Source organism: Xanthomarina sp. (genome assembly GCF_035306605.1).
Classification (GTDB): domain Bacteria; phylum Bacteroidota; class Bacteroidia; order Flavobacteriales; family Flavobacteriaceae; genus Xanthomarina.
This window is the reverse complement of the sequence record NZ_DATGNR010000005.1, coordinates 16,776-36,396: the sequence shown is the minus strand read 5'-3', so window position 1 is coordinate 36,396 and position 19,621 is coordinate 16,776. Positions and strand designations below refer to the sequence as shown.

Below are 19,621 nucleotides of genomic sequence, written 5' to 3'. Positions count from 1 at the left end.
TTTAGTTCCTCGTGTTTCTATCAACAATCTAGGAACTGCAGCTCCTGTAACTGCACCCACTACTGGTCTTTTAGTGTGGAATACTTTTACAGGTGCTGGAATTGGAGTGGGTTACCATTACTGGAATGGAACAAGATGGATCCCAATTGGAAATGGTGGTGTAGATTGGGCATTAACAGGTAATGCTATTACTACAGCTAATTTTTTGGGTACTACAAATGATATGTCCCTAAATATTAGAACAAACAACATAAATAGAATGCGTGTCCAGAATAATGGACTTATAACAATAAATAGAGGTGCTGCAAATGCCTTTGCGGGAGATCAATTTAGCACTTGGACAACTAGTGGTTCTGCTGTAAATGGATATGCTACAAATGGATTTGGAATATATGGACAAGCTTCTTCTGGAATTGCAACAGTAGGAAGCGCCACAACTGGGGTTGGAGTTTTTGGAGAAGCCACTTCTGGAGATGGTGTTAATGCTGTAAGTACTAGCGGACTAGGCCTTTTTGCGTCTAGTACAAATGCAGATGGTATACAAAGTCTTTCTACAAATAATACAGGTGCTGTAGGGGGTTCATTTACATTAACTGGAACGGGTGTTGCAGGTACAAGTGATTTAACAGATGGCGCTTATTCTATTTTAGTTAATGGTTCTGGTGTTGCAGGTGAAGGATTAACTACCGGAGTATATGGAGTTTCTAATAGCACAACATCGACAGCTTTCGGAGGTTATTTTGTAAATGATGGCTCCTATGCTTACGTTGGAGGTTGGGAGAATTTCCTTGGTTGGACAGATTACAAAATACTTGGTTCTGGAATTGTTAGCACTATTGTAAAAGGTACAGATAATCAATTATTAACAATGGCATGTCCAGAATCTCCAGAAGTTTTATTTCAAGATTATGGTATTGGTCAATTAGTAAATGGTTCAGCAAGAATTAATATTGATCCAAATTTTACTAAAAATATTCGTGTTGACACAGAACATCCAATGAAAGTATTTGTTCAATTAGAAGGAGATTGTAATGGTGTGTTTGTAACAAATAAATCTGCTAATGGTTTCGATGTTAAAGAATTACAAGGAGGCAATTCTAATGTTTCTTTTTCTTGGTCTATTACTGCTACAAGAGCAGATGAAGATAGACAACTTTCTAGTGGAGATATTAAAACATCAGAATTTGGTTGGAGGTTTAAACCAGCTCCTGGACCTATGGAAGTAAAGAAAACAAAAATAAAGAATAATAATAATAATTCTTTAAGAAAAAACATTGAACCTAATTTAAGTGAACAGGAATAATAACATATATATTTATTAATGAAAAACTCAATTTAAATCAGGTCTCTATGAAATATTTATCTACAACAGTCTTCCTTACTTTATGTCATATAGCATTTGCCCAAACCGATTTATACATCAGTGATAACGCAAATGTATATGTATATGTGGATGGCGCTGCTTTTACTAGTGGTACAAATGCCTCTTTATATGTTACCAATGGTATTAATTTGGTGGGAGATGGTAACTTATATCTTAGAAACGAAGCGCAATTAATTCAAAACAATCCAACAGCTAATAACTCTGGAACTGGCAGATTAAGTGTTTACCAAACAGGCACCTCTAATACCTATATGTATAATTATTGGTGTTCACCTGTTGGTCAAAATACAGTAGCTGCTGGAAATACAGATTTTATGCCGAGTAATAATTTTTATTATGAAGATCCCGGACCAATTACCAGCTCACTTTTTGGCTATACTACTGGATACGATGGCACAACAACAGAAATTTCTGAATATTGGTTATATAGGTTTACAGGAATCACTCCTGCTCCTAACGAGTACCAAGATTGGATTGGTTTAGGTGGTGGTTCTATTCCTGTTGGTGGAAATAGAAATGGAACACTAGAACCTGGTTATGGTTTTACCATGAAAGGAAATCCGAGTGCTTCGCAAAAATACGATTTTAGAGGGAGACCAAATAATGGCACAATAGGTGTTCATGTAAATGCTAATTTAGAAACTTTAGTTGGTAATCCCTATCCTTCGGCTATAGACACTGTAGAATTTCTGCATGGTTCAACTGCAAATAATCAAGCTGTTTTAGAAGGAACTGGTACACTTTCTTTCTGGGAGCAAGACTTAGCAGGCTCTACTTCTCATGTGTTAACTAATTATCGCGGAGGTTATGCTACTTATACAATTGACGCAGGTGGAGGAACAGAAACATACACACCAGCCACATTCGATTCATATAACCCAGATGGAACTTTAAATACAACTGGTGGAAATAGTACAGGAAAATTCGTAAGACGCTATATACCCATTGGACAAGGTTTTATGATAAGAGGAAACGGTACTGGTGGAACTGTTGAGTTTACAAACAGTATGCGCTCGTTTCAAAAAGAATCGGATGGAAATAGTGAATTTTTTAGAACAACTTCAGGCTCTTCAAACTTTGACGAAAGTGCAAGTTATACAGAAGATGGCTTATTTATTGTGCCAGAAGATTATAAACGTTTTAGATTAAACTTAGATTTTAATGAAACCTATACCAGACAATTGCTTTTAAATTTTCATCATACAGCAACCCCAGGAGAGGATTATGGTTTAGAAACATTAAGTCCTGAGGCATTAGAATCTGATGCTTTTTGGCCTCAAGGAACTAAAGCATACAATGCTCAAGCTTTTAGTTTTGATGTAGGTTTAAGGATACCTATGGTAATAGATATTAATCAAAATCAACCGTTTCGTTTCAGAATCTTCGACGTTCAAAACTTCGATGAAGACCAACCCATTTTTATCCACGACATCCAAAATGGCGTTTATGTCAACTTAAGAGAAAACAATTACGAAATCAATTTACCGCAAGGTACTTATACAGATCGTTTTGAAATCACCTTTACAGCCGATGCTTTAAACATCGATCAAGTAGTTACTATCGATGACTTAAACATCTATCAAAACAATCAATTAGCTCAATTAAACATTGCAAACCCAAAACTTTTAGACATTAAGCAAGTACGACTTTACGAGGTTTCTGGAAAGCAAATCTTTAACGAAAGAAACCTAAATAAAGAAGCTAACTATAGCTTTTCGACCAAAAATTTAAGTCAAGGGGTTTATATAGCTAGTGTTACCTTTACAAACAACCAAGTGATTAGTAAAAAGGTGGTCGTTTCGAATAAGTAGAATGCTGTTTTAGTCGTTGAGTTGCTATATTAATTAAGCATCGAATTTAAACTTTATTACAAATTACCTGTTTATTTTTATATCTTTAAACCTTGTAATTACTAAAGATATAATCATGTCTTCCATAGAAGATTTTATGTTACCCTGCCTAAACAAGCAACTTTTTGGAGTTGACTGTTTAGGCTGTGGTTTTCAAAGATCTTTTAGTTTGTTGTTTCAGGGCCATTTTACGGCAGCCTTTAAAATGTATCCTGCTATCTACACACTCTTGATTCTAGGCCTATTTATTATCTTAAATTTTTACTTTAAATTTAAACATGCTTACCAACTAAAAATGGGACTCATTTTTTTAAATGTCCTTATTATTGTTATTAGCTATATTTACAAAATAACCCACTAACAAAGACAGTTTCACTTATGGAAAAACAGCCCTTACAAAACTCTACACTTATATTAGTTCTAGGAATTTTATCAATAATCACCTGCTGCTGTTATGGTATTTTAGGGTTGCCTCTAGGAGTTGTTGCCTTAGTATTAGCAAACAAAGCCACAAAAATTTATGCACAAGATCCAGAGTTGTACACTGGATACAACAACGTAAAAACGGGAAAAATTTTAGCTATTGTTGGTGTTATACTAAATATTGTTTTCTTAGCATACATTTTTTGGATTATTAGTATGATTGGTTGGGAAGTCCTTCAAGATCCAGAAATGCTTAAAGAAAAGATTGAGGAGTTTCAACAAATGCAACAAGTCTAATAATTCATGGAAACCAAAACACCTAGGCCAAACAGTTATCTAGCTTTAGCTATTATTAGTACTATTTTGTGCTGCCTTCCTTTCGGAATAGTAAGTATTGTTTACGCTACAAAAGTGAATAGCCTTTATGAGGATGGCAACTTTGATCAAGCACTAAGTGCTTCAAAAAATGCAAAAACTTGGGGATTAGTTTCTATAGCTGTAGGACTTTTAGGTTGGCTGATATATATACTTATATTTGGACTTGCCTTATTTGGAGCTTTGCTAAGTGAAGGTAGTTACTAAGTATAAAACCATTCTGTTTGTTCTAACACTACTTGCTGTAGTTTGTATTATTAGCTTGTTCTATTTTTGGAACCCAGCTGATAGTATTATTTTTCCTAAATGCTTGTTTTATAGTGCAACTAATTTGTATTGCCCTGGTTGTGGTTCGCAAAGAGCTATTCATCAATTACTACACGGCAAACTATTTATAGGATTAAAACACAATTATTTAATTGGCCTATTGGCTATTGTGTTAAGTTATCAACTTTATGTGTTTATTTCTGAAGTATATTTTAACAAAACCATTAAAAACCTGCTTCACAAACCAATAAGTACACAACTTATATTAGTAGTTGTTGTCCTATTTTGGGTGTTTCGAAACATTCCTTATTATCCATTTATTCTATTAGCTCCATAAAAAAAGAGCAACCATTATAATAATGTAATTGCTCCTTTTTATTTATTTGAACCCTATTACAGGTCTCATTCTTTTTTCAACTTATTTTTCGAATTGCTTTAAGGTCTTAACAATAATAGAAACACAATCCAATAGCTGCTCTTCTGTCATTACTAAAGGTGGAGCAAAACGTATGATGTTACCGTGAGTTGGTTTCGCTAATAACCCATTATCGCGTAACGCTAGGCAGATATTCCATGCTGTGTCACTTTCTTCATCATCGTTAATAACAATGGCGTTTAACAGTCCTTTTCCTCTCACTAGAGATACTAAAGCGCTAGTTTCGATGTATTTATTTAATTCACTTCTAAAAAGTTTCCCTAATTTCTCAGCATTTTCAGCTAGATTTTCATCTCTTACCACTTCTAAAGCAGCAATAGCTACCGCAGCGGCAATTGGGTTTCCTCCAAAAGTAGAACCATGGTTTCCAGGCTTAATAACATTCATAATGTTATCGTTGGCTAAAACCGCAGAAACCGGATACGCACCACCACTTAATGCTTTACCAAGAATTAAAAGATCTGGTTTTACATTTTCATGATCGACTGCCAATATTTTTCCAGTTCTAGCAATTCCTGTTTGAACCTCATCGGCAATAAACAGCACATTATACTTTTCGCATAAGGCTTTTGCTTTAGACAAATAACCTTCGCTTGGCACATAAACTCCAGCTTCACCTTGAATTGGTTCAGCTAAAAATCCTGCTATGTTTGGATTGCTTTTTAATTCGGCCTCTAGAGCATCTAAATTATCGTATTCAATTTTTATAAATCCTTTGGTATAAGGTCCAAAATTCTTTCTAGCAACCGGGTCGTTAGAAAAAGAAATGATGGTTGTTGTTCTACCGTGGAAATTATTCTCACAAACTACTATTTCAGCTTCATTTTCATCAATTCCTTTTACTTCGTAAGCCCATTTTCTACAGATTTTTAAAGCCGTTTCTACAGCTTCAGCTCCTGTGTTCATTGGTAATAATTTGTCGAAACCAAAAAATTCGCAAGCAAATTTCTCATATCTTCCAAGAACATCATTAAAAAATGCTCTAGAAGTTAAGGTTAATGTTTGCGCTTGATTTACCATTGCTCCAACAATTTTTGGATGGCAATGACCTTGGTTTACAGCAGAGTATGCCGAAAGGAAATCGTAATATTTTTTTCCTTCTACGTCCCAAACATAAACTCCTTCTCCTCTACTCAATACTACTGGAAGTGGATGGTAATTGTGTGCTCCGTATTTATTTTCTAAATCAATTGCTTGTTGTGATGTTAATTGGTCTAAAACAGCCATTTTGTGTATTTTTTAATTTAATAATTACTATTCCTGTTTTTGGAAAGAAATCATCCATAATTTGAAGTTGTAAAATTACTAAATATCTAGGGCTATATAAAATTTTTTATGATTTGATTTTAACCTGCTATCTTAAATTACACCTAGTAAATACCATTTTTGAATGTAAAAGGACCCAAAAAACCAAATCAAGTAAGGATTCTACCTTTTACAAACGGATAACAAGTATATTGGATTATTAAATAGTTTAACACAGAGTAATAAGTGACTGATAATTAAGATATATACTATCCGAATTTAAAGTATTATCCACGATAAAACGGTAGAATATTGGATATAAAACCAGTGGTATGCAACCTTTCAAAAGTCTCTATGTAAAAAATCGTAAATCATAACTCGCAAATCGTAAATCGTTTCATTACTTTTGCAACATGTCTAGAAAAAATAAAAAACAAATATTTACAAACGTAGAAGTTGTAGATGCTGGTGCTAAGGGTAAAACCATAGCGAAAGCCGCCGATGGCAAAGTGATCTTTTTACCAAATGCTGTTCCTGGCGATGTGGTTGATGTGCAAACCTTTAAAAAGCGGAAATCGTTTTATGAAGGGAAAGCCATTGTTTTCCATAAACTTTCTGAAAAACGTACCACGCCTGTTTGCGAGCATTTTGGTGTTTGCGGTGGTTGTAAGTGGCAAGATATGGGCTATGAACATCAATTGTTTTACAAACAAAAAGAAGTTGAGAATAACTTAAGGCGTCTAGGACATTTAGAATTGCCAGAAGTAACTCCTATTTTAGGCTCTAAAAATCAATATTTCTACCGAAATAAAATGGAATTTTCTTTTAGTGATAGCCGATGGTTAACCCTTGAAGAAATTCAGTCGGACAAAGATTTAGGTGATAAAAATGCTTTAGGATTTCATATCCCGGGTATGTGGGACAAAATTCTAGATTTAAATAAATGTCATTTACAGGCAGACCCTTCAAATGCTATTAGAAATGCCGTGAAGGACTTCGCTATAAAAAATGATTTAGAGTTTTTTAATACCAGAAACCAAACGGGCTTACTACGTACCTTAATGATTAGAACCTCATCTACGGGCGATATCATGGTGCTTATTCAGTTTTTTAAAGAAGATCAAGTAAAAAGAGAATTATTATTAGATTATATAGCCCAAACATTTCCTGAAATAACATCATTACTTTACGTAATCAACGAAAAAGCAAACGACACCATTTATGATCAAGAGGTCTTTTGCTATAAAGGACAAGATCATATTTTTGAAGACATGGAAGGTTTGAAGTTTAAAATTAACGCCAAATCATTCTATCAAACCAATTCGGATCAAGCTTATGAGTTATATAAAATAACTAGAGAATACGCTGGTTTAACTGGAAACGAATTAGTTTACGATTTATATACCGGTACAGGAACTATCGCTCAATTTGTGGCTAAAAAGGCTAAAAAAGTAATAGGTGTTGAAGCGGTTCCAGATGCCATAACTGCGGCTAAACAAAATGCCCAATTAAATGGTATTGAAAACGTTGAGTTCTTTGTGGGCGATATGAAACATGTTTTTAACGACACATTTATTAACACTCACGGACATCCTGATGTTATTATTACCGACCCTCCACGAGATGGTATGCATAAAGATGTGGTACAACAAATATTAAATATCGCTCCTAAAAAAGTAGTTTATGTTAGCTGTAATAGCGCAACACAAGCTAGGGATTTAGCTTTAATGAAAGAAGCTTATAAAATAACCAAAGTGAGACCTGTAGATATGTTTCCACAAACGCATCACGTAGAAAATGTTGTACTTTTGGAAAGACGATAATCGTTAATAAACTTCTGAATGAAAAAATTTAAATATTTTATAATTCCATCACTCGTTTTCGTTGCCACTTTTTTTAGTTGCGAAAAAGACGATATCTGCTCGGCAACTACTGAAACAACCCCAAGGATGCATGTGGTGTTTTACGACAACAATTTACCAAGTGATAACAGCCCTAAAAATGTAAGTAAATTACGTATTACAGGTGTTGGACATCCAGATTCTAAAGTCCTAACAGGTTTTGATGGTAGTAAAAATGCTTCAGAAGTTTATTTACCTTTAAAAACAACAGAAAACAGTACACAATACGTGCTCCATCAAGGATATGGCCTAGACGCAAACGAAAATGTATTGGGAAATCCAGATACCATTACTGTTAGCTATATTAGAAAAGACGTATTTGTATCACGTGCTTGTGGCTATAAAACCATATTTGAAAACGTTGTCATTACCCTAGAAGACGATGGCAATACATGGATAAAATTATTACAAGCAGAAAACGACAATCAAACCGTAGAACATGAAACAGACATCCATTATAAAATATATCATTAGTCCACTTTTTATATGTCTGTTTTTTGGTGCCACTTCCTACGCTCAAAATGATAGTCTATCCATAAAAAAAACCGATACTTTAAAATTCAAGGAAAGTTACGGTCTACGCTTAGGTGGCGATTTAGGGAAACTTATTCGATCCTTTTTAGACGATGAATATAAAGGCTTCGAGATAAATGGGGACTACAGACTTACTAGAAGATGGTATTTAGCTGGAGAAATTGGAACCGAGGAAAAAACAACCATTAACGATTATATTAACGTAACTACCCAAGGGAGCTATTTTAAAGCTGGAGCAGATTACAATGCTTATGAAAACTGGTATGGTATGGAAAATATGATTTATGGGGGATTACGTGTTGGTGTAAGTACATTTAGCCAAAACTTAAACAGCTATAAGGTATATTCACAAGATCCATATTGGACCCCTCAATATACTTCAGAAGAAAGTGTAAAATACGGTGGACTTTCAGCTATATGGGGCGAGTTTATTGTTGGATTAAAAGTAGAAGTATTAAACAATTTATACCTTGGCTTAAACGCGCAATTCAAATATAAAATTACCGAAGACCAACCAGATAACTTTGAAAACATTTACATTCCTGGCTTTCAAAAAACCTATGATAGTGGTGGTTTTGGATTTGGTTATGGCTACACCATTTCTTATTTAATTCCTTTTTATAAGAAAGATAAATAGAAACGAGCAACTTCAGTTACCGTTTGATTTATTAATGATTTTGGCTGAAATCACTCCGTTCTATTCAGAAATGGAATGTTATTGAAATCAAATTATTTCCAAGACTGAGAACGGAGTCCAATTACTAATTGTTAAACTTTGCCTTCTTACTTCCTTCGTACATTACATACTTAACAAATCTAGCTTCTAACTTAGCATTTACTAAATGTATTTTTCTTGAAGGACGTAAACCAACATGTTTAAGGGCGTCTAAATTTGAAGTAATAAACCAGGCATCCGTTCCTGGGTATCCTTGTTTAAGAGTGTCGCCAATATTTTTATAGAATTCTTCCATATCAATATCTAAACGCTCGCCATAAGGTGGATTAAAGACCATGTGAAGCTTGTTGCTTCCACCCTTCTGGGTCTTAAAAAAATCTTCGTGTTGAATGCTTACAAACTCATCTAGATGGGCATTTTTAATATTTTCCTTCGCTTTTGTAACGGCTGAAGGCGATTTATCATAGCCAATAATTTTATGGTGAAAATCTCTTGTTTTACTTAAAAGAGATTCTTCAATTTTCTCGAACAAATCCACATCCCAATCTGCCCAACGCTCGAAAGCAAACTCTTTTCTCATTAAATTAGGGGGAATGTTACAAGCAATCATAGCAGCTTCGGCTAAAATGGTTCCACTTCCACACATCGGGTCCATAAAATCGGATTGTCCGTCCCAACCAGAAAGCATCACCATACCTGCGGCTAAAACTTCATTTATTGGAGCAATATTCGTGGCTGTTTTATATCCCCGTTTATGTAGGGAATCTCCCGATGAGTCCAATGAAATATTACAAACCTCTCTATCAATATGCACATTGATTTTTAAATCTGGGAATTTTAAGTCTACATTAGGTCTTTCGCCTGTAGTATCGCGAAATTTATCTACAACGGCATCCTTAGTTTTTTGGGCTATATAAAGTGAATGCGTAAACACATCTGAATTTATGGTCGCGTCTACAGCTATGGTTCCAGACGGTTTTACATAGTGCTCCCAAGGCATGTTGTAAATTTTATCGTATAAATCTTTTTCGTTACGTACTTTAAAAGTTTCAATAGGCTTTAAAATTTTTATAGCTGTACGCAAAGCTAAATTTGCTTTATACATAAACCCTTTATCTCCAACAAAACTAACGTTACGTACGCCAATTTTAACATCTTGGGCCCCAAGTTGAGTAAGTTCTTTTGCTAGTAATTCTTCAAAGCCAAATAAGGTTTTGGCAACCATTTTAAAATTATTCTCCATAACAGATATTAAATAGATTGCAAAAATACAGTATTTTTGTGGCAACTTTAATAAATTGGGTTAGGGATTGAGCAATTGTTGGAGCTCTTTTTATTTTATTATTTTTAAAATAAAAAAGTGACTTGCGAAAGCCCGGCTTTACGAAGTGAGAACGTAGTAAAGCAACCCCCAAACAAAAAAGATTCCGGCTTTCGTGCGGAAGTACCTATGACAAAAAAAACAACACAGTGGTATGCTTCGTGGTTTGACACGCCTTACTACCATATTTTATATAAAGACAGAGACCATGAAGAAGCACAAGAGTTCATGGACAATCTTGTTAATTACCTGAACCTACCAGAAGATGGAAAAATTCTTGATTTGGCCTGTGGTAAAGGGAGACATTCCATTTATTTAAGCTCTTTAGGCTACGATGTTACGGGGGTGGATTTATCTGAAAATAGTATCGCCTACGCCAAACAGTATGAAAAGGAGAACTTGCATTTTGAAGTTCATGACATGTGCGAGCCGTACAACAAGAAATTTGATGCCGTTTTTAATTTATTTACCAGTTTTGGTTATTTTGAAAAAGATGTTGATAATTTAAGAACCATTAAAGCCATTCAAGCCGATTTAACCGATTATGGTTTTGGCGTAATTGACTTTATGAATATCGACTTTGTACTAAATAATTTGGTGCCTGAGGACATTAAAACGGTGGATGGTATTGATTTTTATCAAAAACGCTATGTTAAAGATGGTTATTTATTTAAAGACATTTCTTTTGAGGATAAAGGTGAGAGCTTCCATTTTCAGGAACGTGTGAAAGCCTTTAGCTTAAAAGATTTTGAAGAGCTCTTTGAACAGGCGGGTGTTTATTTATTGGATATTTTTGGCGATTATAAACTGCATAAATTTCATAAAAACACATCAGAGCGCTTAATTATGGTTTTTAAGTAAACCGTTACTGATATTACGATACTTGCATTACTTAGTAGTAAACATATGAATAAATACCTGTTACCCGTATTAGCTGTCCTTATCGGGGCTCTAATTGTTTTGGTTGTAAAACAAAAGCGCAGTCTGTTTACTAGGCTCCTACTCTCTTTTAGTGGTGCGTTTTTATTGGCTTTAACTCTTTTTGATTTACTTCCAGAAGTATACCATCATGTAGAAGCTAAAAAAACGGGCTTGTTTATCATGTTTGGTATCTTATTGCAAATTGTTTTAGAGTTTTTCTCTAAAGGTGCTGAACATGGACACATTCATATTCATAAAGACAGCACACAGTTTCCATGGCTGCTATTTATTAGTTTATGTATTCATAGTTTTTTAGAAGGCTTTCCTATCCACCAACACAACGACATGGTTTATGGAGTTTTAATACATAAAATCCCTATTGCTACATTAATTACTAGTTTTTTGGTGCAGTCGCAATACAGTAAAATGCAAGTTGCTGGGTTTTTAATTTTCTTTGCGGCTATGACGCCCCTTGGAACCTTTGTATCCAATAGCTCGTCCATATCTGAGGATTATATTTATTTAATAAACGCCATTGTTATTGGTATCTTTTTTCATATTTCCACCGTTATTTTATTTGAAAGCAGCGAAGGCCATAAATTTAACCTATCTAAGTTATTAGCCATATTTTTTGGGGTTGCCATAGCCTATATGATATAGAAATTAAAGACTTTCTAAAATAACCAGTCGTTAGATATTGAATAAATAATTCGTACTTTAGATCAGGCCATATTAACATATTTTTCTCTTATCATTTACCTCTTATTTATTTAGAAACATGTTCAGTAAAGAAGAATCTAGATTATTAAAACAAGAATTTTGGACCAGTTTTGGAAAGTCATTTCCTAGAAAATGGACCTTATACGATACCAAAATAAAGGGTTTTAGCTTTAAATTTCATTTTGATACTAAGAAAGCCTTAGTAGCACTAGATCTTGAGGATGAATTAGAAGAACGCATCAACCATTGGGGCAAACTTATGGCTTTAAAATCTATTTTATTAGATGAGTTTTTACCTGAGGCCATTTTTGAAGAAGAATACTATTTAGAAAACGGAAAGGAGATTTCAAGAATCTATGTTCCTTTAGATGCCTCTGTATCCATCCATAATAAAAAATCTTGGCGTGTTGTTATGGAATTCTTCAATGAGAAAATGGGCAAGTTTGAAGATTTTTTTGAAGCGTATCAAGATATTATTAAAGCCTAGGCCTTCTACGCTTATTAAATAAATAAGTTTATTGAAAAATTTAATTCAATAAATTTCTTATCTTTAAATATGGGAAGATTACTCATAAACATACTATATACCCTTTTTATTTTCTCTTTAGCAACAGTTGTTCAAGGTCAAGAAAACTATCCCATTCCTAAGGAAACCCCTACCCGGCTTTTTTATATTCAACATAGCAACAATCACAACACCTACGTCTATGATGCCAATATTAAAAACCAATTAATTGATAAAGAGGAACCTGTAAACGAATATCGGATTGTTTATACTGAAGGCGGTGTAATTAAACCCTTAACAGTCATTCAAAAGCGTAAAGCCTATGGTTTCACTTCAACCTACCTATCACCCACCCTTTTTAAATTGAATTTAGCAGCCAACGTTAAAGCTCCTTTTTACCTTACCCTAGATGATCACTTAAAGCCTAAAGTTTATATCACTATAAATAACCGGAAAATGTTTTTAGATAGGATTTTTATTCAATTAAAAAACTCGGTTTCTATAATTCATCCAGAAGCAGATTATATTTTATTTGAAGGAAAAGACTTTTTTTCTGAAAAGAAGGTCACTGAAAAATATTTTTTAGACCATTAAATTATATCACATAAAAAAATACCAGTAGAAAATGGCTAATAGCCCCACCTAGAACAAACAAGTGCCAAATTACATGGTTAAATGGTATTTTATGGATGGCATAAAAAACAATTCCAATGGTATAAAACAAGCCTCCAGAAAAAAGCAACAGCGTTCCCTTACTTCCTATATAGTCTGCAAGGTTAGAAAAGTCGATAACAATTAACCACCCCATTATTAAATATAATAACACTGAAAACACTTCAAATCTACCCGTAAAAAACAGTTTTAATACTAAGCCAAGAAGGGCAATTCCCCAAACCACCCAAAAAATGGGCCAGCCCTTGCTTTGTTCTAAGGCAATTAAAGCTACAGGCGTGTAGGTTCCTGCTATTAGGAGATAAATACTAATATGGTCTATAATTCTAAAGTAATGCTTTTGCTTTTTAGCCTGAACAGAATGGTATAAGGTGGAGGAACTAAATAAGATGATAATAGAAAGCCCGTAAACCACGACACTGAACAAACTCCATTCCGTTTTATTGGTATTAAAAACAACTAATAAAACCAAAGCAGCTATACCCAATAAAGCACCCAATCCATGAGTTAAGGCATTTAGGCGTTCTTCAATTAAAGTTTGTGTATTTGTAGTTTTTATTTCAGCCATTTTTCAGTTAACTCTAAAAAATCAAATTTTATGGCAGCATCTTGTCGCTCTAATTTACCACTTTGGAAATTACGTTGCAAAATATCCTCTATCAAATAATCTTCTTTAACGTGCTCTGGATCGTACGCTTCTTTCAAGGAAATATTAAATAAGTTTGCCGTACTGTTAAACCAAAATGCACGCCAGCCACTTCGCAGTCTTTTTATTAAATCGAAAGTAGTTTCCCCGGTTTGCCTGTATATCAATTTTACAAGAATCTGTCCTTCAGTTCTTGTTAGTTTTTTCAATTCTTCAGCAAATTCATCTTCAATATAATTTTGAATAATTTTAGCATATTTTTTCTGCTCTCTTTTCTTTTTAATGGAAGCCATGCGTTCGTTTAATGACTCTAAACGTTCAGCTGCCAATTTAGCATAAGGATAGACTTTGATGGTTTTTCTTCTTAAAATAAGGTAGCGTTTTCGGTCTTCGTTACTATCAAACTTAAGCTTATGTAACAGCAACACCTCATTTAAATTAATAGCCGTATGCGGTATGGAATCTCCTTCAAAAAAAATATACTCCACATCGGAATCATCCGTTTCAAGTGAATCTATTTGACTTTGGGCAAAAAGAGGTAAACAAAGAAGTAGGTAAACTAGTTTTTTCATATTCATATTCCGTATAAATGGACATCAAAATTTATTCCACTTAATAAATCTAAAATCATTCCAAATACATGGGTAAAATTAATAATTTACCAAAGCATTAACCTTAAAATACTATTAATATTATTATTTTAGTGCAAAATAATTTAACATGGCAAAAAAGAGTATTTTAAACAAAAAATCGTTAGATTTTTTAGAATCATATTTAAATAATGCATCGCCTACCGGATACGAGTGGGAAGGGCAAAAAATCTGGATGAAATATCTAGAACCTTATGTGGATGAATTTATTACTGACACTTATGGAACGGCTGTTGGAGTTATTAATCCGAAAGCTAAATACAAAGTTGTTATTGAAGGGCATGCAGACGAAATTTCGTGGTATGTAAACTACATTACCGACAACGGGTTGATTTATGTGATAAGAAATGGAGGAAGTGACCACCAGATAGCTACAAGTAAAATTGTAAACATTCACACCAAAAATGGTATTGTAAAAGGTGTTTTTGGATGGCCAGCAATCCATACTAGAGATAAGGCTAAGGAAGAATCTCCGAAACCAGATAATATTTCTATTGATGTTGGAGCTAAGGATAAGGCTGAAGTAGAAAAAATGGGAATCCATGTAGGTTGCGTGATTACCTACCCAGATGAATTTCATGTATTGAACGGAGACAAATTTGTTTGTCGCGCATTAGACAATAGAATGGGTGGTTTTATGATTGCTGAAGTAGCACGATTACTTAAGGAAAATAAAAAGACGCTACCTTTTGGGTTATATATTACCAACTCTGTACAAGAAGAAATTGGTTTACGTGGCGCCGAAATGATTACCCAAACCATAAAACCAAATGTGGCTATTGTAACCGATGTAACTCACGACACTACAACTCCTATGATTGAAATGAAAAAAGAAGGTCATTTAGAGCTAGGTTTAGGTCCTGTTATTGCTTATGCTCCAGCGGTGCAACAAAAATTAAGAGATTTAATAACAGAAACTGCCGAGGAAAAGAAAATACCATTCCAACGTTCAGCACTTTCTAGAGCTACAGGAACGGATACAGATGCTTTTGCATATAGCAATGGTGGTGTAGCCTCTGCACTCATATCGTTACCGCTTCGATATATGCATACCACCGTAGAAATGGTTCATAGAGAAGATGTTGAAAACGTCATTAAACTTATTTACGAAACACTTCTTAAAATTGAAGACGGCGAAACGTTTTCATATTTTAAATAATCCATGGTGTTGGGTTTAACTAAAAACAATAATGGAGCCTCTTTACCGAGGCTCTTTTTAATTTTTTAATATGCAGGAAGAATTCATAGATATAGTAACTAAAGATGGAGTACCCACAGGAAAAACGGCTTTAAAGTCTGAAATCCATACAAAGGGCTATTACCACAATACCGCACATATTTGGTTTTACACTAAAGATGGGCGTATTTTATTAGCCCAACGTGCTGCTACAAAAACTATTTATCCGTTACTATGGGACGTTTCGGTTGCGGGACATGTAGATGCCGGTGAAACCGTAGAACAAGCTGCCATTAGGGAAATTCAAGAAGAAATTGGATTAACTATCGCGGAGGGCGATTTACAGAAAATTGGTGTATTCCCTTGTTTTCAAAGCTATGATAACGGGATTATTGACAATGAGTTCCATCATACTTTTATTGCCGAATTAAAGGTAGCTATAGAACACTTAAAACCCCAACCTGGTGAGGTTGAGGCTCTAGAGCTAGTCACAGTTGAAACCTATAAGCCCCTCTTGGCAAATAGCTATACCAATTCTTATTTTGTGGCTTCAAACCGTGAATATTATGAGTTTGTATTGAAAGAAATCTCCAAGAAACTCTTGTAATGTTTGAATAGCTCAAATTTACATTTCAACTGGACAAAACGTGTCCGCCTAAAAACTTTTTATCCCTATTTACGTATAATTTTTAATGGCTTTTAGGAGTTCTTGCTTGATATCTTCTCTAACAAACTCAGGCTCTATGACTTCTACAAATTTGCCGTATTTTAAGATTTGTTGTTTTAATTCAAAGTTGTAGCTTACAAACAAACTAATCGTGTAAAAACCATCTATTGAATTCTCAGGATCCTCTTTTTGTGTATGATGAAGTTTTAGAGATTCTAAATATCTTTTCTGACTCAAATCAAAACGCAAGATTATTTTGGAAGGTTCATAATCACTAAAGTTTAAACCAACTGTGTGGTAGAATTTTTCGTTGGCTTGTTCTGTTTTATTTTTAAAAGGTTTATTATCTAAAACAAATAAATTATCAATTCTGTCTAAACCAAATACTCTAAATTCATTATCAACCTCCCCTACTACATACCACCTATTCTGATATTCTTTTAGTAAATGAGGTTTTAAGTTTCCGCAGTCCAAAATCTATAAGTCAGTAAAAAAAATCGATGGGTAATACTTTTGTTTTAATTACACAGAATTAATCACACACCAAATCCTCTTCCGAAACCTTATGCCATTTATGAAATTCAATTTCAGAAATGTTGTTTGAAGCCTTGCAAATGGTGCTTGTATTTAATTGAGAAGTAAGGGTATCGTTTTTATAAGTGCCACAGGTTTTGCATTTGTAGGTTGCCATAGGTTATTAGATTTTGGAGCTTTACTTTAAATTCAGTTGTAAACTTAAACCCTAAACAGACAAAATGTGTCCGTTCTGAATTTAATTACATTTATAATGCAATAATAGGCTAGGCATTTCCCAAATACTGGGAATAATAAAAACCATGGAAAAATTTATATTCTAAAAAGGAAGAAAAAAATAATTAGCGTGTTTTTTAATAAAACACATGCAATCATATTAGCTAATCGTAATAAGCAAGCATCAATTCCAAATGATGTTTGACATTGGCTTTAACATGTTTTGGACTCACCACTTTTACCCAAAGGTTATACTTTAAAATCTCCATTAAAAACTCGTAATTGGGTTCTAGGCAAACTTTTATTTCTCCCCACATATCCGGGTTCTGATAGTCTAAGGTTACTGTTTCTGGCTCTTTAGGTTGTGAAACTATTTGTTGGGAATGATGCATGGGATTACTGAGCAAATACTTAAAATGGTGATTGGCTACTTTCATGTGTATCCATTCCGGTGGCATCTCTGTTTTAAGAATCCCGATGACATCTTTAAAATATTCATTCGGATTAAATACTACAGGTTCCTTAACCTTGTTTTTAGTAATGGCTAAGCTTTTAACCCGATCGTCCAAACAAAAGGCATAAAAACCATAGGTCTGGTTATGGGCAATTAAATACCACGCCTTATTGATTTCTTTAATATGTACAGGTAGGAAAAAACCTGCTATGGTTTGAAACCCGTTATCATCGTACCAACCGTGATACGTTATTTCAATTAGCTCCTGTTGTTCTATGGCATGAATTAATGGCACCAAATCTATTTGGGAGCCTAAAGAGCTCCGAGACGTAGTTACGTACAATTTCCAAGCATGCGCATGATGATGCAAGAGATAGAGTTCCGTTTTTTCGTAAATTTCTTTTAAATCTTCGTTAAACTCATAACTATCTACATAATACCCGTAATGGCGCTTGTGTAAAATTATCGTTTTGTAATACGACTTAATTTTATTCAAATCGCGTTTAATGGTTTTTTGACTATGCTGATTGAGTTTATCGTATAGCGGATCGTCAATATTATCCACACGCAATTGATCTAGTGCTCTTTGCAAATCTTCCAAAGGAACAAACCCGTTTTTTTCAACCCCATAAACTTTAGGTTTTGAAACAATACGTAAAATATAATAGCGACGAAGAAACTCTGGTGTCATATTTTTGATTGAAAAACGAAAGTAATAATAAACTTTCAAACAGTTAAAAGGAATCGGTTTTTATATATTTGAGCATTAATTACAATTTATGACATCGGTTTTTAGTAAACAAGACTTTATTGCTACCAAGTGGTTTACCCTTGAAAAACTCATTCAACTTATTACGGGTGTCCTAATTGTTCCTCAAATTTTCAGTATGTTAGGTACTGTAGATATTGGGAAGCTCAAATTTGTAGAATCTGTTTTAGGCATGTTTACTCCCATTTTTTTCTTGGGATTATACGCTATTTGTGTTAGGGAAATTGTATTTAACCCTAAACGTAGCCAGCTTATTTTAGCCAATGCGTTTTATCTTCGACTTATAAGCTGGCTTGTTGTTTTTACGGGTATTATTATTTACTTCAACACAATAGAAACTAGCCCATTAAAGGGCTTGTATTATATTATAGCCATCAGTTATTTATTTAAGCTTACCGATGTTTTTGAGTATTACTTATTGGCTAAAAAATGGACTAAAGTCATTTTCTTTACTAAAATCATCAGTTTATGCCTCATTGTTTCCTTGCAGTATTACGGTGTTAAAAACCAGTTTGATGTGGCATATTTTGCCAAGCTCATCGCTTTAGACTTCTTTATTCAAGGTGTCATTTACATGGCTATTTTAAAGCATTTTAAGCACCTTCAATTTCAACAATGGATCTTTTCATGGACGCTAGGAATCTCCTTGCTAAAAATGTCTTTCCCTTTAATTATTTCCAACGGGCTCATTGTATTCTATATTAACATTGAAGAACTGTTTTTAAAATATTATCACGGAGATCATGCCAACGGAGTTTTTGCTAGTGTGCAGTTTTTAGTCATTTTTTTGAGTTGGAATATTGGGTATTCTATCATCAATGCCTTGTACCCTTCTTTGGCTGAATCGTTTCAAACCAACAACGCCTTGTATGCCAAAAAAATAAAGAAGTTGTTTAAAATCATGTGTGTTTTGGGGTTGTTAATTGGCAGTTTTCACACGCTGTTCGGAGATCTCATCTTGGACACCTATTTTACTGAAAGCTATGCCGAAGCCAAGATACCGCTATTAATTTTCTGTTGGTCGCCCCTTTTTATTTTTGTAGGAATGATTTACGAAAAGCACTTGATTAATACAGACGACTTACAAAAAAACGTTTATCGTTTTATGCTAGGCTGTGCTTGTAACTTAATTTTATGTTATTTGTTAATTCCTACTTGGAACGTAATAGGTGCCGCTATAGCTGTTTTATCCAGTCATTTTATAACCAACATCGTCTATATTTTTTTAGATAAAGAAAGTAGAAAACAAGTGATATCCATTTTTTAAGTATTTTTGAT

At 34.0% G+C, this 19,621-nt stretch carries 23 protein-coding genes; 16 read left to right on the top strand and 7 right to left on the bottom strand.

Annotation, left to right across the window (positions count from 1 at the left end):
* From VKY41_RS00825 to VKY41_RS00800, 6 genes are all read left to right on the top strand, one after another.
* The coding region (locus VKY41_RS00825; protein WP_500812534.1) for a phage tail-like protein at positions 1-1,303 on the top strand (1,303 nt) is incomplete at its 5' end.
* A gap of 47 nt (positions 1,304-1,350) precedes the next feature.
* On the top strand, positions 1,351-3,195 hold the full coding sequence (locus VKY41_RS00820; RefSeq protein ID WP_500812533.1) for a DUF8693 domain-containing protein: 1,845 nt from the start codon (positions 1,351-1,353) through the stop codon (positions 3,193-3,195).
* A 115-nt stretch (positions 3,196-3,310) separates the two neighbouring features.
* Positions 3,311-3,595: a DUF2752 domain-containing protein gene (locus VKY41_RS00815; protein ID WP_500812532.1), complete on the top strand. Its 285-nt coding sequence runs from the start codon at positions 3,311-3,313 to the stop codon at positions 3,593-3,595.
* Positions 3,596-3,612: 17 nt separating this feature from the next.
* On the top strand, positions 3,613-3,954 hold the full coding sequence (locus tag VKY41_RS00810) for a CCC motif membrane protein (protein ID WP_500812531.1): 342 nt from the start codon (positions 3,613-3,615) through the stop codon (positions 3,952-3,954).
* A gap of 6 nt (positions 3,955-3,960) precedes the next feature.
* On the top strand, positions 3,961-4,239 hold the full coding sequence (locus VKY41_RS00805; protein ID WP_500812530.1) for a CD225/dispanin family protein: 279 nt from the start codon (positions 3,961-3,963) through the stop codon (positions 4,237-4,239).
* A complete protein-coding gene (locus VKY41_RS00800; protein WP_500812529.1) occupies positions 4,223-4,636 on the top strand; it encodes a DUF2752 domain-containing protein in 414 nt (137 codons plus the stop codon). Before VKY41_RS00805 ends, VKY41_RS00800 begins: the two co-directional genes overlap by 17 nt.
* Positions 4,637-4,717: 81 nt before the next feature.
* On the opposite strand, the gene rocD is transcribed toward VKY41_RS00800, so the two are convergent.
* Positions 4,718-5,962: an ornithine--oxo-acid transaminase gene (rocD, locus tag VKY41_RS00795; protein WP_500812528.1), complete on the bottom strand. Its 1,245-nt coding sequence runs from the start codon at positions 5,960-5,962 to the stop codon at positions 4,718-4,720.
* 431 nt (positions 5,963-6,393) lie between these two features.
* Here rocD and rlmD point away from each other — a divergent pair, with 431 nt between their 5' ends.
* Genes rlmD through VKY41_RS00780 form a run of 3 tightly spaced genes read left to right on the top strand, consistent with a single transcriptional unit; the run spans position 6,394 to position 9,052 of the window.
* Complete coding sequence (gene rlmD / locus VKY41_RS00790) at positions 6,394-7,803, top strand: 23S rRNA (uracil(1939)-C(5))-methyltransferase RlmD (RefSeq protein WP_500812527.1); 1,410 nt, start codon at positions 6,394-6,396, stop codon at positions 7,801-7,803.
* Between the two features lie 18 nt (positions 7,804-7,821).
* Positions 7,822-8,355, top strand: coding sequence for a DUF6452 family protein (locus VKY41_RS00785; protein ID WP_500812526.1), 534 nt, complete (start codon positions 7,822-7,824; stop codon positions 8,353-8,355).
* Positions 8,321-9,052, top strand: a complete 732-nt coding sequence (locus VKY41_RS00780; protein WP_500812525.1) for a DUF6048 family protein — start codon at positions 8,321-8,323, stop codon at positions 9,050-9,052. Before VKY41_RS00785 ends, VKY41_RS00780 begins: the two co-directional genes overlap by 35 nt.
* A 124-nt stretch (positions 9,053-9,176) precedes the next feature.
* On the opposite strand, the gene VKY41_RS00775 is transcribed toward VKY41_RS00780, so the two are convergent.
* Positions 9,177-10,334: a THUMP domain-containing class I SAM-dependent RNA methyltransferase gene (locus VKY41_RS00775; RefSeq protein ID WP_500812524.1), complete on the bottom strand. Its 1,158-nt coding sequence runs from the start codon at positions 10,332-10,334 to the stop codon at positions 9,177-9,179.
* A gap of 207 nt (positions 10,335-10,541) precedes the next feature.
* On the opposite strand from VKY41_RS00775, the gene VKY41_RS00770 reads away from it, so the two are divergent.
* From VKY41_RS00770 to VKY41_RS00755, 4 genes are all read left to right on the top strand, one after another.
* Entirely contained in the window at positions 10,542-11,273 is a 732-nt protein-coding gene (locus VKY41_RS00770) for a class I SAM-dependent methyltransferase (protein WP_500812535.1), read from the top strand.
* Between the two features lie 45 nt (positions 11,274-11,318).
* Positions 11,319-11,993 (top strand): ZIP family metal transporter, encoded by a 675-nt coding sequence (locus VKY41_RS00765; protein WP_500812523.1) that lies wholly within the window; start codon positions 11,319-11,321, stop codon positions 11,991-11,993.
* A gap of 118 nt (positions 11,994-12,111) precedes the next feature.
* Positions 12,112-12,540, top strand: coding sequence for a DUF4268 domain-containing protein (locus VKY41_RS00760; RefSeq protein WP_500812522.1), 429 nt, complete (start codon positions 12,112-12,114; stop codon positions 12,538-12,540).
* A gap of 69 nt (positions 12,541-12,609) precedes the next feature.
* Positions 12,610-13,152: a DUF4833 domain-containing protein gene (locus VKY41_RS00755; protein ID WP_500812521.1), complete on the top strand. Its 543-nt coding sequence runs from the start codon at positions 12,610-12,612 to the stop codon at positions 13,150-13,152.
* A gap of 1 nt (position 13,153) precedes the next feature.
* Here VKY41_RS00755 and trhA read toward each other — a convergent pair whose 3' ends face one another.
* Positions 13,154-13,798: a PAQR family membrane homeostasis protein TrhA gene (gene trhA, locus VKY41_RS00750; RefSeq protein ID WP_500812520.1), complete on the bottom strand. Its 645-nt coding sequence runs from the start codon at positions 13,796-13,798 to the stop codon at positions 13,154-13,156.
* Positions 13,786-14,448, bottom strand: a complete 663-nt coding sequence (locus VKY41_RS00745) for a DUF4294 domain-containing protein (RefSeq protein WP_500812519.1) — start codon at positions 14,446-14,448, stop codon at positions 13,786-13,788. Before VKY41_RS00745 ends, trhA begins: the two co-directional genes overlap by 13 nt.
* 148 nt (positions 14,449-14,596) lie before the next feature.
* Between VKY41_RS00745 and VKY41_RS00740 the strand changes: the two genes are divergently transcribed.
* Together VKY41_RS00740 and VKY41_RS00735 are read left to right on the top strand one after the other, a co-directional pair.
* The gene (locus VKY41_RS00740; RefSeq protein WP_500812518.1) at positions 14,597-15,685 is read left to right on the top strand and encodes a M42 family metallopeptidase; all 1,089 of its coding nucleotides are present in this window, start codon (positions 14,597-14,599) and stop codon (positions 15,683-15,685) included.
* 70 nt (positions 15,686-15,755) lie between these two features.
* A complete protein-coding gene (locus VKY41_RS00735; RefSeq protein WP_500812517.1) occupies positions 15,756-16,310 on the top strand; it encodes an NUDIX hydrolase in 555 nt (184 codons plus the stop codon).
* A 69-nt stretch (positions 16,311-16,379) separates the two neighbouring features.
* On the opposite strand, the gene VKY41_RS00730 is transcribed toward VKY41_RS00735, so the two are convergent.
* The 3 genes from VKY41_RS00730 to VKY41_RS00720 form a co-directional block, all read right to left on the bottom strand.
* Positions 16,380-16,844, bottom strand: coding sequence for a helix-turn-helix transcriptional regulator (locus VKY41_RS00730; RefSeq protein WP_500812516.1), 465 nt, complete (start codon positions 16,842-16,844; stop codon positions 16,380-16,382).
* 58 nt (positions 16,845-16,902) lie between these two features.
* Positions 16,903-17,061 (bottom strand): hypothetical protein, encoded by a 159-nt coding sequence (locus VKY41_RS00725; RefSeq protein WP_500812515.1) that lies wholly within the window; start codon positions 17,059-17,061, stop codon positions 16,903-16,905.
* A 223-nt stretch (positions 17,062-17,284) separates the two neighbouring features.
* Positions 17,285-18,265, bottom strand: coding sequence for a helix-turn-helix transcriptional regulator (locus tag VKY41_RS00720; protein WP_500812514.1), 981 nt, complete (start codon positions 18,263-18,265; stop codon positions 17,285-17,287).
* Between the two features lie 88 nt (positions 18,266-18,353).
* Here VKY41_RS00720 and VKY41_RS00715 point away from each other — a divergent pair, with 88 nt between their 5' ends.
* Complete coding sequence (locus tag VKY41_RS00715; protein ID WP_500812513.1) at positions 18,354-19,610, top strand: flippase; 1,257 nt, start codon at positions 18,354-18,356, stop codon at positions 19,608-19,610.
* Positions 19,611-19,621: the final 11 nt, after the last annotated feature.

Excerpts from the sequence above, each read along its gene's own strand:
- VKY41_RS00820 (WP_500812533.1), top strand. The coding sequence starts at position 1,351 with ATGAAATATTTATCTACAACAGTCTTCCTTACTTTATGTCATATAGCA.
- VKY41_RS00815 (WP_500812532.1), top strand. The coding sequence starts at position 3,311 with ATGTCTTCCATAGAAGATTTTATGTTACCCTGCCTAAACAAGCAACTT.
- VKY41_RS00810 (WP_500812531.1), top strand. The coding sequence starts at position 3,613 with ATGGAAAAACAGCCCTTACAAAACTCTACACTTATATTAGTTCTAGGA.
- VKY41_RS00805 (WP_500812530.1), top strand. The coding sequence starts at position 3,961 with ATGGAAACCAAAACACCTAGGCCAAACAGTTATCTAGCTTTAGCTATT.
- rocD (WP_500812528.1), bottom strand. The coding sequence starts at position 5,962 with ATGGCTGTTTTAGACCAATTAACATCACAACAAGCAATTGATTTAGAA.
- rlmD (WP_500812527.1), top strand. The coding sequence starts at position 6,394 with ATGTCTAGAAAAAATAAAAAACAAATATTTACAAACGTAGAAGTTGTA.
- VKY41_RS00785 (WP_500812526.1), top strand. The coding sequence starts at position 7,822 with ATGAAAAAATTTAAATATTTTATAATTCCATCACTCGTTTTCGTTGCC.
- VKY41_RS00780 (WP_500812525.1), top strand. The coding sequence starts at position 8,321 with ATGAAACAGACATCCATTATAAAATATATCATTAGTCCACTTTTTATA.
- VKY41_RS00775 (WP_500812524.1), bottom strand. The coding sequence starts at position 10,334 with ATGGAGAATAATTTTAAAATGGTTGCCAAAACCTTATTTGGCTTTGAA.
- VKY41_RS00770 (WP_500812535.1), top strand. The coding sequence starts at position 10,542 with ATGACAAAAAAAACAACACAGTGGTATGCTTCGTGGTTTGACACGCCT.
- VKY41_RS00765 (WP_500812523.1), top strand. The coding sequence starts at position 11,319 with ATGAATAAATACCTGTTACCCGTATTAGCTGTCCTTATCGGGGCTCTA.
- VKY41_RS00760 (WP_500812522.1), top strand. The coding sequence starts at position 12,112 with ATGTTCAGTAAAGAAGAATCTAGATTATTAAAACAAGAATTTTGGACC.
- VKY41_RS00755 (WP_500812521.1), top strand. The coding sequence starts at position 12,610 with ATGGGAAGATTACTCATAAACATACTATATACCCTTTTTATTTTCTCT.
- trhA (WP_500812520.1), bottom strand. The coding sequence starts at position 13,798 with ATGGCTGAAATAAAAACTACAAATACACAAACTTTAATTGAAGAACGC.
- VKY41_RS00745 (WP_500812519.1), bottom strand. The coding sequence starts at position 14,448 with ATGAAAAAACTAGTTTACCTACTTCTTTGTTTACCTCTTTTTGCCCAA.
- VKY41_RS00740 (WP_500812518.1), top strand. The coding sequence starts at position 14,597 with ATGGCAAAAAAGAGTATTTTAAACAAAAAATCGTTAGATTTTTTAGAA.
- VKY41_RS00735 (WP_500812517.1), top strand. The coding sequence starts at position 15,756 with ATGCAGGAAGAATTCATAGATATAGTAACTAAAGATGGAGTACCCACA.
- VKY41_RS00725 (WP_500812515.1), bottom strand. The coding sequence starts at position 17,061 with ATGGCAACCTACAAATGCAAAACCTGTGGCACTTATAAAAACGATACC.
- VKY41_RS00720 (WP_500812514.1), bottom strand. The coding sequence starts at position 18,265 with ATGACACCAGAGTTTCTTCGTCGCTATTATATTTTACGTATTGTTTCA.
- VKY41_RS00715 (WP_500812513.1), top strand. The coding sequence starts at position 18,354 with ATGACATCGGTTTTTAGTAAACAAGACTTTATTGCTACCAAGTGGTTT.